Annotated in this window: 11 protein-coding genes, 1 tRNA gene and 1 pseudogene; 6 read left to right on the forward strand and 7 right to left on the reverse strand. The window is 39.1% G+C overall.

Features of this window, described 5'->3' with window-relative positions; translation table 11 throughout:
- Positions 1 to 262: 262 nt before the first annotated feature.
- The 4 genes from FTU09_RS07990 to FTU09_RS08005 are packed head-to-tail and all read right to left on the reverse strand — an operon-like array spanning position 263 to position 3452.
- Positions 263 to 913, reverse strand: coding sequence for a hypothetical protein (locus tag FTU09_RS07990; protein WP_070152374.1), 651 nt, complete (start codon positions 911 to 913; stop codon positions 263 to 265).
- 18 nt (positions 914 to 931) lie between these two features.
- On the reverse strand, positions 932 to 1747 hold the full coding sequence (queF, locus tag FTU09_RS07995; RefSeq protein ID WP_154320518.1) for an NADPH-dependent 7-cyano-7-deazaguanine reductase QueF: 816 nt from the start codon (positions 1745 to 1747) through the stop codon (positions 932 to 934).
- Entirely contained in the window at positions 1747 to 2520 is a 774-nt protein-coding gene (locus FTU09_RS08000; RefSeq protein WP_096902393.1) for an ABC transporter permease, read from the reverse strand. The genes queF and FTU09_RS08000 overlap by 1 nt, the downstream gene beginning before the upstream one ends.
- Positions 2517 to 3452 carry an ABC transporter ATP-binding protein gene (locus FTU09_RS08005; protein WP_154320519.1) on the reverse strand — a complete coding sequence of 312 codons (936 nt, stop codon included), beginning with the start codon at positions 3450 to 3452 and terminating at the stop codon, positions 2517 to 2519. Before FTU09_RS08005 ends, FTU09_RS08000 begins: the two co-directional genes overlap by 4 nt.
- A 179-nt stretch (positions 3453 to 3631) precedes the next feature.
- Between FTU09_RS08005 and FTU09_RS08010 the strand changes: the two genes are divergently transcribed.
- The 3 genes from FTU09_RS08010 to FTU09_RS08020 all read left to right on the forward strand — a co-directional run bounded on the left by FTU09_RS08010 (position 3632) and on the right by FTU09_RS08020 (position 4812).
- Positions 3632 to 3707: transfer RNA gene (locus FTU09_RS08010), tRNA-Arg, on the forward strand.
- A 156-nt stretch (positions 3708 to 3863) separates the two neighbouring features.
- Positions 3864 to 4061: a hypothetical protein gene (locus tag FTU09_RS08015; protein WP_004972905.1), complete on the forward strand. Its 198-nt coding sequence runs from the start codon at positions 3864 to 3866 to the stop codon at positions 4059 to 4061.
- Positions 4062 to 4593: 532 nt separating this feature from the next.
- Positions 4594 to 4812: a hypothetical protein gene (locus FTU09_RS08020; RefSeq protein WP_004972907.1), complete on the forward strand. Its 219-nt coding sequence runs from the start codon at positions 4594 to 4596 to the stop codon at positions 4810 to 4812.
- A gap of 114 nt (positions 4813 to 4926) precedes the next feature.
- Here FTU09_RS08020 and FTU09_RS08025 read toward each other — a convergent pair whose 3' ends face one another.
- The 3 genes from FTU09_RS08025 to FTU09_RS08035 form a co-directional block, all read right to left on the reverse strand.
- On the reverse strand, positions 4927 to 5295 hold the full coding sequence (locus FTU09_RS08025; RefSeq protein ID WP_371971679.1) for a hypothetical protein: 369 nt from the start codon (positions 5293 to 5295) through the stop codon (positions 4927 to 4929).
- 229 nt (positions 5296 to 5524) lie between these two features.
- Positions 5525 to 6241 (reverse strand): hypothetical protein, encoded by a 717-nt coding sequence (locus tag FTU09_RS08030; protein ID WP_180079959.1) that lies wholly within the window; start codon positions 6239 to 6241, stop codon positions 5525 to 5527.
- Between the two features lie 109 nt (positions 6242 to 6350).
- Entirely contained in the window at positions 6351 to 7049 is a 699-nt protein-coding gene (locus FTU09_RS08035; RefSeq protein WP_026438378.1) for an exonuclease domain-containing protein, read from the reverse strand.
- A 251-nt stretch (positions 7050 to 7300) separates the two neighbouring features.
- Here FTU09_RS08035 and FTU09_RS08040 point away from each other — a divergent pair.
- From FTU09_RS08040 to rnk, 3 genes and pseudogenes are all read left to right on the forward strand, one after another.
- Positions 7301 to 8563: pseudogene (locus FTU09_RS08040) on the forward strand (alpha/beta fold hydrolase).
- Positions 8564 to 8740: 177 nt separating this feature from the next.
- Positions 8741 to 9994, forward strand: a complete 1254-nt coding sequence (glyA, locus tag FTU09_RS08045) for a serine hydroxymethyltransferase (RefSeq protein ID WP_019836649.1) — start codon at positions 8741 to 8743, stop codon at positions 9992 to 9994.
- 163 nt (positions 9995 to 10157) lie between these two features.
- Entirely contained in the window at positions 10158 to 10562 is a 405-nt protein-coding gene (gene rnk, locus FTU09_RS08050) for a nucleoside diphosphate kinase regulator (RefSeq protein ID WP_004972920.1), read from the forward strand.
- The last annotated feature ends 240 nt before the right edge of the window (positions 10563 to 10802 follow it).

The following is a 10802-nucleotide window of genomic DNA, read 5'->3' on the forward strand; positions in this document are numbered from 1 at the left end:
GCGAAGTAAGCGGCTAAGATAGCATTCATGCGTGACTGGTTTGCAAAAACTTATACAAAAATAGACAAAGAATGTGTAAAAAGCGCGCAGGATTTGTAACAAAATTCAATCTAGGTGCAAAAAGTTATTCTTGATTGTGCAAAAGTTGCAGACATATCCTGATATTGCATTGCATATAAAAATGCCTGATCAAAATCAGGCATTTTGCACTTAACATGCAACAAAAGGGCTTAAAACGCATTATGAGTTAAACCCACTGATATTAATGATGGAATAAGGTGTCGTGATATTCCGCTAAAACCAAGAGTTCCTCTTTGGTTAAATTTGGGATGATTTTATCCACCGCAATATGGACAGCTTTAATTACCGCTGCTGCGCCAATATCTGCTGCTTTACGCTTAATCATGCCCAAATCGAGGGTTTTGTTAAAGTCGCTCATAAAGTGGCGTACCGTCGCTTCTGCAAACTGTTTATATAGTTCGGTTAAAGCAGCTTTGTTCACTTCATTGCCTGCTTGAATTTCGGCATAGTTGTGTTTCAGGTTGGTCACTAGACTTGCATCGAGCGTTTCACCTACACGTGCATTGCCTGCTGCATCTTTAAAGCTACTGCGCTCAGAAAATTCAATCGATTGTTTCACGACATCATTTGGCGCTTTGCTTAATAATTGTTTTAGGAGTACTGCAACGGTAGATTTGACATAGCCCGCAAGTTTTTCGGCAGTGTCGCGTTTATCGCTGGCAGGAAAACGACGTACCAACTCGGTTAAAATGGCATCAATGATTTCTTCATTAATCATTAATGCGGTTTTGTCGCGCAGTGGGTACAGCGGCTCACTTGAATTTTTTTTCTGTTGTGCAGTTTCAATCGTATTTAATAATTCTGCAGATGGAATGAATCCAAAAAATGGCATTGTTCAACCTCAATGTTGTTATTGTCGCGCTAAACGAATAGGGCGAGGCATCCATGTTAAGTCCGATACACGGCAAGGGTTAATGTCTAAACCACCACGACGTGTATAGGTTGCATATACCATCAGTTTTTCTGGTGCGAATTTTTGCCAGATGTCTGCAAACATCTGTTCCACACATTGTTCATGGAAACCATTATGCTGACGATAAGAAATAATATAAGCCAAAATACTGCGATAACAAGGTTTTTTGCCTTGATAACGGATAAAAACCGTGCCCCAGTCAGGTTGTCCTGTGACAGGACAATTGCTGCGTAATAAATGTGAGAAAAGTTGTACCTCTATATCTTCCGCTTGTTCTAAATCGAATTGCAATAAACTTGGGTCAGGATGCTGCTCTAAACGCTCAGGCGTGAGCTGATCAATGCAAATGCCCTCAGGCTGGCTAATCGCTAAATCATCGACCTGAAATAAAGTTAGCGTAACAGGTGCTTGCGCAGCAGCCGTTAAATCATGCTCAACAGTTTCAATGAAATTGGCTTCAGACTGAAAGCGGGTAAAGTTCATACTATTAAAGTAGAGCTTTAATGATTTTGATTCGATCAGGTTAGGCGATGAAGCAGGTAGTGTAATCCGACCAATCGCAACTTGCGGAATGCCTGCGGCATTCAACCACGAAATTTCAAAAACGTGCCACCAGTCTTGCCCCAGTTGAATTCCCTCAACATCTGCATATTTTTCACGTGCAGCAGCACGTGAAATAGGGAATAAAATATCGGGTTGATATTCTGTAGGATAATTGGTGTCTTTACCAAGGAGAGATTGTTCAACACTCATTATTCACGCATTCCTGAACCACGAGAAAGTAAATGATAGGCAATACCATAAAGCACTGCGCAGCATAGTGTAATCACAGATAATGAAATCGTCACGTTGACATCACTATGTCCTAAAATGCCGTAACGGAAAGCATTAACCATATACACCACAGGGTTAATTAAAGAGAGATTTTGCCAAAAAGGGCTTAAGGCACTAATGGCATAGAATACACCACCTAAATAAGTCAGTGGAGTCAGTACAAAAGTTGGAATAATAGAAATATCATCAAATGATTTGGCATAAACAGCATTAATAAAACCGCCTAATGAAAATAAAAAGGACGTAATTAATACGGTATAAATGGTAACAAACCAGTTGGTAATATAAAGGTCGGTAAAGAATAGACTCATGGTGGTGACAATAATACCGACCAATACGCCACGACTAACACCACCCAAAACATAGCCCCATAAAATGGCATGCAAAGGTACAGGGCTCATGATTAGTTCTTCAATGCTTTTCTGGAATTTTGCACTAAAAAAACTTGAAGATACGTTGGCATAGCTGTTGGTAATGACTGCCATCATAATTAAGCCGGGCACAATAAATTGCATATAGCTAAAGCCGCCCATTTCACCAATACGCGAACCGACCAAATTACCAAAAATCACAAAGTACAAACTCATGGTGATGGCTGGCGGGAGCAAGGTTTGAGGCCATATGCGCATAAAACGACGAACTTCTTTATGCACTAAGGTATAGAGTGCAATCCGTAGTTGGGTAAAATTCATTGCGCAGCTCCATCTAAATTCTTTTCGACCATTTTGACAAATAACTCTTCTAGACGGTTGGACTTATTACGCATACTGCGCACGCGAATGCCTTGTGCTTCTAAAAGTTGGAATAAATCATTTAAGGTGTGAGCTTTATCCATAGTGACTTCTAGGGTCACTGCATCAATTAAGTTGAAACGTACACCAATAATATCTAAATGAATGGGTTGAATCGGTTCAGCTAAATCGAAAATAAAAGATTCTTCACTTAACTGGTTTAAGAAGTTTTTCATGGAAGTGTCTTCTTTAATCACACCACGATCAATAATCGCGATACGACGACACAACATTTCGGCTTCTTCTAAATAGTGGGTAGTGAGAATGATTGAGGTGCCTTTATCATTCATCTCTGTTAAAAAATCCCACATTGAACGACGCAGCTCAATATCTACACCTGCAGTGGGTTCATCCAAAATAAGTAGTTTCGGTTCGTGCATCATGGCACGTGCAATCATTAAACGACGCTTCATGCCGCCAGACAGCATTCGCGCTTGAGTGGCACGTTTATCCCACAAACCCAGTTTTTCTAAATATTCTTCGGCACGTTGTTCGGCAATTTTTTTAGGGATACCGTAATAGCCTGCTTGTGTGACCAAAATATCAAACGTCTTTTCAAACTGACCGAAGTTAAATTCTTGCGGCACAACTCCTAAGCACTGCTTGGCTTGAGATGGTTGTGTATCCAGATTGTGCCCAAAAATTTCTACCGTGCCTGCCGTTTTTTTGGTGAGAGAACTGATGATGCTAATGGTTGTAGATTTACCTGCACCATTGGGTCCAAGTAGGGCATAAAACTCGCCTTCAGGAACGGTCAAATTAATTCCTTTCAGTGCTTGGAAACCATTTCGATAGGTCTTTGACACGTCCCTTAACGTCAATGCATCAGTCATGAAATTCTCACTTGAGGAATAGAGCCACTATTGTGAGCGATCTGCGCCAATAAACCAAGTAAGTTAGATGGAATTCTATGTTGCAAGTTTGGAACATTGTTTAAAGCATAAGCATAAAAATACGTAACTTATATATAGTTGCTTTACCTTCAGCAATTTTTTGTTATGATGTGCAGCGCGCGCTCATAGCTCAACTGGATAGAGTACAGGTCTCCGAAGCCTGTGGCGTGGGTTCGAGTCCCGCTGAGCGCACCAAATTAGTATATAAGCATTGAACTGTAATATAAAAAATAGTTGAAAAGTATATAAAAAATTAAGATAAACATTCGATCTTATTTGCCATAGCCTGATCACGTTTTTCAGCATATAAAACTCACATATTTTAAAACTGAAAAATCTGAGGGCAGCTTCGTGGGCTATATCGTTAAACTCATTCCAGAAAACTTATATTTTGTTCCGCATGATAATGAAATTGGTACCACGGAATTTCGCAGTAAAGCCGTCGCAGAAGGTTTGTTCTACGATTATGCTGAAGCAACAGCAATGGTAAAGCTATACAATAAAGATATGCTGCAAGATGTTGATTATGAAATTGAGTTAATTGAATAATCGTCGACTTCTTATTATTTGAAAGTATCGCCAAGTTATGCAGAAGCTAATCGCAAAGCTGGAGCTTTTAACCGCATAAAATTATGCCGTAACTGAAAATTAAATCAATTGAAATTTTGCTGTGTGAATGTGTTGAAATGTAGTGGGCTATTGCAGCAAAAAATAAGTTTCACTATATTAAAACTACAGTAGGTCATTCAATGTAATAGACGCTACGATGCAGTTGGACGGATCAATGACAGCTCGTTGAGTTTGTAACTCTTGTTCAAACAATAAAATCAGCACTAGCCTTCCAACATAAAAAAACTCGCAGCAATGCGAGTTTTTTCTGTGCTAGAATGAAAAACAAGCAAATTTACTGTGGTTTTGTAAGTTGTAAATAAAATTTTAAAAAATATGTGTTTGAATTTATTAGATAATTTAAATTTAGTTTAAAAAAATACTACATTGTCAAACAATCTAACAACTCACTTTTTTAAAAAATTTATAAGCTATGGTATAAAAAATTTCCGTCAAGAAAAAGGGAACAACAATGACGCAAATCATCGATATTAAAGTTAAAGACCAGTTTAGCCATATTTACGAAGCAAAAGCATTGCTACGTAATATCCCAGAAACTTCATTGGCAGCGGGTTTGGCACTATTTCACAAAATTGAACACATTATTGTGGAAGGTGAAGTGATTTTACCAAGCATCGAACTTTTGTTTGAAAGCCGCGAGTCTGATAGTATTTTCCGTGTGTTGGAGTAAATATTTGTGAGACTACTTTATTTTTAGAAAAGCTCATTTCGATGAGCTTTTTTGTGCGCAGGATTTTTAAAGCACACGTAAATAAAGTGCTCATTAAGTGTAAAACATATCGCTTTAAACCGTCTGATCTTCTACAAGTTGGATATTTACATCGTATTTATCAAACTCTTGAATAATTTTTTGAATGACCGCTTGCCCAATGTCATCATCGGGTTGAAAACTCAACTCTTGATTGGTTTGACTATCAAAACATTCAATTTGCAAGATTTGCCAGAGCTGGGCATCTGTACTTTGTTGAATCACTATGCGTCGCGGTTGTAAATGTGCTGAAATTTGACGCGGCAACACATTGGTAATCGCTAACTGTATTTGGCTTTCCTGATCTTTTGGGCTTAAAAAGGTAATCACCCAATTGCCAACTTTACTGAGTTGCATTGGATTGTCATAAGCATCAAACGCTAAAAAAAATGCATGATTCATCATGACCCTGTGCCTCAACAATTCTGGAAAATACTATATCGCTGATTTTTATGAGTCGGGGCTATGCCGCTAAAGTCTTAGCTTTTATAGGGATAATGAATCTAAGGTTTAGATGTGGATTTATATGTGTTTTTAAGGTGTTGAAAAGTAATAAAAATAAATTAATCCATATGTCCCTGAGCATGGTTTTAATTGTTAAAAAGACTTAAAACTAAGTAAAAAAATCTAAGCTTTAAGTCGGATTAAGCTTTTGCAGAGAGTGGTTGATTTGCTGCAAAATCTGATTGAGTACTTTCGGTGGTAAACGAGTTTCTTGCAAAGAGGTAATCCATTGCATTTGGCAGAGTTTTAAGCTGCGAATATCCTGAGCTTGTAAAATTCGCTGAATCAGTTGTTTTGCCATTAATCCACAATGACGCTGCAAAGTATCCATCATGAGAAATTTTACATCTTCAAAACTCAAAGCGGTAATTTCAGGCTGTATTTCTGCTTGGGGTTCAGGTTTTTCAGCGGGCTGTTCTGTATTGATGGCAGCTGCAACACGTGCTTCTAAATATGCAGGAACTGAATTTACTTGAAGATGTTGGGTGTGGATTGGTTCTGCCAAACTTTCAGCATGCGCTTGCGGGGTGCTGCTTGCAAGTTGGCTATGAATTTCTGTGTGTAAAGTGGTAGATGATAGCTCTTGCTCTTGTTGCAGCAGAATGTTAGCCGTTTGCTCTTGGTGTTGCAAAGTGTCTTGCTCAAGCGCAGCAGGGGCAATCAGGTGCATATCTAATAGCTGTTCAATCAATTCAGGTGGTGCAAGACGTTGCTTGAACTGATCTCCGAGTAAATCAAAATCTTCAGTACCAATCAGTACCAATAAACGACGTTGACGTGCATTTAAATCACGTGTGCGCTGTTGTAATGCATCTAGACCGAGTTGAGTTTTTTGATAATTAAACATGAGCCTTAATTTATTTCCCCAATAAATTAAGGCAAAGCATAGACTTTGAAAATTACAATAATATGAATAATTTATGACAGGTAAATGCAATAAGATTCACTTGAAACATTTATAAAGTCAAAATACTGGTATTTTCGAGCGCCTTGCGTAAGTAAGGATCTAAATCTTCTTGTCTTAATAACCATTGCACATAATCGGCAGGAAGGTCAGCAATTGCCGTACCACGATGTTTACCAAAATTGATAATTTGTGGAATACGTGCTTCTTCTGAGGCAGTGTAGAGTTCTTCAATACTTTGAATTTGTAATTGATGAACTTCGTGCATCAAAATATTGGCCGTTAAAATAATATCCATATCGGCACGATGCGCTTTTTTAATCATATCACGCGCTTTTTCGCTGCCTTTGGTAATCATATAAATTAAAGCTGAAATATTGTGTGCTTCAGCATTCGGCCATACACGACGTGCAAGTGCTAAAGTGCAAATGGCTTTAATTTTAGAAGTATCCACACCACATTTTTCTAAAGCGCGAATATCGTAATCAATATTATGCCCAATAATATAGGTGGTTTCGGCAGGTAATTCGAAACTACTGTAATGCGGTTGATCAATTAAATCTGATTCTAAAATATGATGTACCGCCATCGCTGCGAATGAAATTGGCTCATCGACTTGATATAACTGATCGAAAATTTGACTTTTATCTAGACTGATTTTGCCATCTTGAATTTGAATGGGGGCGTAGGCAATCTCAATGGGTTGTCCATTTAAAGTATGGGTTTCAGTGTCGAGAATAATTGCCTGCATGTCCTGATTCGCTTGCGTCATTCAATAAAAATGCAATCTAACATTAGCCGCTGCGTATGACAAATTGAATTGAAATTTAATAGGCACTTGTATATGTGATCAATTTACTGATTTTTACCGTAAGTGTTTAATTTTAAATAAAATAAACTTGCATATTAATTGTTGAAATCTTGCCTGATACGATAAAAAAGCGTACAAATAAAGATTGCGAAGGATGCAATTAATAAGAATATGAAGACAAGGGTAAGCAAATGAAAAAAATATGGTTAAGCGTGGCTTTGGCCAGCAGCAGTTTGTTTTTAACCGCCTGTAATGATGATCATGACGATACGAGTGTTGTGGTTGTTGAGGATGGTATTCCGAAATATAATTTTAGTGCCCCAGTCGTGAAAACAGAGCTTTATCGGGATCAGGGTGAAAATGCGAATAATCTTTTAAATGCAGTGAGTTCATCTAAAACATTGATGACATATAAAATGTTAGGTGTAAATGGACGGGAAACTCAAGCAACTGCACTTGTTTTTACCCCTCAAACAGTTAAACCTACGGGCGGATGGCCACTTGTAGTTTGGGCACATGGCACAACAGGCGTGGCAGATGCGTGTGCACCAAGTCGTCAAGGTTTAAATGGAAATGAGTACTTCATTGCTAAACTATTGGCAGCAGGTTATGCCGTTGTTGCACCCGACTACGAAGGTTTAGGCGAACCGAGTGGTAAAGAATTACATCCATTCTTGAATTTAAAAAGTGCAGCTTATTCGATTACAGATGCTGTTGTCGCTGCAAGCAAGCTTTTGGGTAATACTGCAGAAACGCGATGGAGTGTAGTTGGACATTCACAGGGTGGACATGCGGCTTTAGGTGCAGCACAGTATGCATCGCGGGCGCAGTTAAATTATAAGGGTGCCATAGCTATCGCACCTGCATCAAATTTAGCGTTGGTATTGGCGGGTGGTGAACAAAAAGCGGCTCAAGAGCCAGATGTAATAAAGAAAGCACAGACACTTGTGCCACTAGATACGTTTACTGCTCTAATTGCTGCGGGGCTAAGAAATACTGCTCCAACCTTGCAATATTCTGAAATATTTGTGTGACCAACAGATCAACTTGCTGCTCAGGCAGAGTCTATCTGTTATGAGGCATTAGGTGAGAGTATGGCTCAGTCAATGCTAACGCATGTAAAGACGTATGGAACATTGGATGGTTATCCACGTACTCAACCAAATTTCATGACGACCATCCCTGAAGTTAAAGATTTCTTAACCAATGATTCACAGCCATTAAAAGTGAAAATCAGTACGCCTATATTTATTTATCAAGGAACGGCTGACCCAACTGTACCGAAACAAGTCACGGATTACTTGGTTCAGTCAGCTCAAGGGATGGGAACTAAAATTCATTACGTCACTGATCAGGATTTACCTGTAGAGCAAAAATGGAACCATGGTACTGTGTATGTGAATAATATGGATGAGATTGTCAAAGATGTTCAATCACTAATGCCTATTCAATAAGTTGTTGAATTACGATAAAGATTGATTTGACCTAAAATAGCTCGTGTTTTATCTGAAACATGAGCTATTTTTATGTAAAACTGAGCAAAGTTCATTCTCTCAGTTCACAAACTTTATGCTACAATACGCGCCAATCTTAGCACGGCTTAAAAGCCCTAAATTAATAGGACCTCGCTAATGTTTGCCAATATTTCTATTGCCGAATTTGATCCAGAATTAGCTCAAGCGATCACCAATGAAGATGCGCGCCAAGAAGCTCATATTGAGTTAATTGCTTCTGAAAACTACTGCTCACCTGCAGTAATGGAAGCTCAAGGTTCAAAACTTACCAATAAATATGCAGAAGGCTACCCAGGCAAACGCTACTACGGCGGTTGCGAATACGTAGATATTATTGAACAATTGGCGATTGACCGTGCTAAAGAACTCTTTGGTGCAGATTATGCTAACGTTCAACCACACGCTGGTTCACAAGCAAACTCTGCAGTTTACTTAGCTTTACTTAACCCAGGCGACACTGTGTTAGGTATGAGCTTGGCACATGGTGGTCACTTGACTCATGGTGCAAAAGTAAGCTTCTCAGGTAAAACATATAACGCTATCCAATATGGTTTAAACCCAGAAACTGGCGAAATTGATTACGAAGAAGTTGAGCGTTTAGCGCTTGAACACAAACCACGCATGATTGTTGCGGGTTTCTCTGCGTATAGCCAAATTGTAGATTGGCAGCGTTTCCGCGACATCGCAGACAAAGTTGGTGCTTATTTATTTGTAGATATGGCACACGTAGCAGGTCTAGTGGCTGCTGGTGTATATCCGAACCCTGTGCAAATTGCTGACGTAACGACTACTACTACACACAAAACATTGCGTGGTCCACGTTCTGGTCTAATTCTTGCGAAAGCAAACGAAGAGATCGAGAAAAAATTACAATCTGCTGTGTTCCCTGGTAACCAAGGTGGTCCATTGGTACACGCAGTTGCAGCAAAAGCAATTTGTTTTAAAGAAGCAATGGCGCCTGAATACAAAGCGTATCAACAACAAGTTGTTAAAAATGCGCAAGCGATGGCTGAAGTTCTTATTGAACGTGGTTATGATGTAGTATCTGGTGGTACGAAAAACCACTTGTTCTTGCTTTCTTTAATCAAGCAAGATATTACAGGTAAAGATGCAGATGCATGGTTAGGTGCTGCGCACATTACTGTAAACAAAAACTCTGTACCGAACGATCCACGTTCTCCATTTGTAACTTCTGGTATCCGTATCGGTACTCCAGCGGTAACTACACGTGGTTTTGGTGAAGCAGAAGTACGTGATCTTGCAGGTTGGATTGCAGACATTCTTGACAGCAAAGGTGACGAAGCTGTAATTAATACTGTAAAAGCAAAAGTTGAAGCTGTTTGCGCGAAATTCCCAGTTTACGCAAAATAAGCACAGCCTTGAGAAAAGCCCCTCAAGGGGGCTTTTTTTATGGATGTAAAAAATTGATTTTTCGTTCAATAAGCTGAATTTCTGTTATAACTTAAGCGTATTGAATATGATTGTAGGCAAGCTGATGATGACAGTATTGTCGGAATGACAGGAATAAAAGTAAATGATTAGACCAAAGATTATTATTTCAGAACAAGATTTGCACCGTTTGGAAACGATGCTTGAGCATCAACCTAAATTGACGCCAACGATGCAACATCTAGAAGATGAATTGGCACGTGCTGAAGTGGTTGCGCCACAAGATGTACCGAATAATGTGGTGAGCATGAATGCCCGCGCATTGATTACCATTGCACCTGCAAAAGAACCGACTGAAATTACCTTGGTTTATCCGCATGACTTTAAAGGTGAGAAAGGGCAGGTGAATGTGGTTGCACCTGTCGGGACTGCCATTTTAGGTTTAGCTGAAGGTCAGGAAATTGAATGGCCACAGCCCGATGGTCATATGATGAAAGTCAAAATTGAGAAGATTTTGTATCAGCCAGAGCGTGAAGGCGATTATTTATAATCTGTTTATCATCCTGCGTTAGGAACATTGAAAGCCATGTTGATCATGGCTTTTTTATCAAATGGAGCGTAAAACTCTGTCCTTCAGGTCAGAGATATAAGCGACACGACATAAAGTGTCGTTTGATTTAACTAAGGACTATTTTCCTTGAGTTTTGATTGTTAATATAAGTACATGAAAACCCTTAAATTACGTATAAAAGACAAACATTGCAAGGTGTTAGACCAACTAGCATCAGAA

Source organism: Acinetobacter sp. YH12058, from assembly GCF_013419805.1.
Taxonomy (GTDB): Bacteria; Pseudomonadota; Gammaproteobacteria; order Pseudomonadales; family Moraxellaceae; genus Acinetobacter; species Acinetobacter towneri.

Bases quoted from the DNA above. Each gene is read 5' to 3' on its own strand.
- FTU09_RS07990 (WP_070152374.1), bottom strand. From the start codon at position 913: ATGCCATTTTTTGGATTCATTCCATCTGCAGAATTATTAAATACGATT.
- FTU09_RS08000 (WP_096902393.1), bottom strand. From the start codon at position 2,520: ATGAATTTTACCCAACTACGGATTGCACTCTATACCTTAGTGCATAAA.
- FTU09_RS08020 (WP_004972907.1), top strand. From the start codon at position 4,594: ATGACGCAAATCATCGATATTAAAGTTAAAGACCAGTTTAGCCATATT.
- rnk (WP_004972920.1), top strand. From the start codon at position 10,158: ATGATTAGACCAAAGATTATTATTTCAGAACAAGATTTGCACCGTTTG.
- glyA (WP_019836649.1), top strand. From the start codon at position 8,741: ATGTTTGCCAATATTTCTATTGCCGAATTTGATCCAGAATTAGCTCAA.
- FTU09_RS08030 (WP_180079959.1), bottom strand. From the start codon at position 6,241: ATGTTTAATTATCAAAAAACTCAACTCGGTCTAGATGCATTACAACAG.
- FTU09_RS08025 (WP_371971679.1), bottom strand. From the start codon at position 5,295: ATGATGAATCATGCATTTTTTTTAGCGTTTGATGCTTATGACAATCCA.
- queF (WP_154320518.1), bottom strand. From the start codon at position 1,747: ATGAGTGTTGAACAATCTCTCCTTGGTAAAGACACCAATTATCCTACA.
- FTU09_RS08035 (WP_026438378.1), bottom strand. From the start codon at position 7,049: ATGCAGGCAATTATTCTCGACACTGAAACCCATACTTTAAATGGACAA.
- FTU09_RS08005 (WP_154320519.1), bottom strand. From the start codon at position 3,452: ATGACTGATGCATTGACGTTAAGGGACGTGTCAAAGACCTATCGAAAT.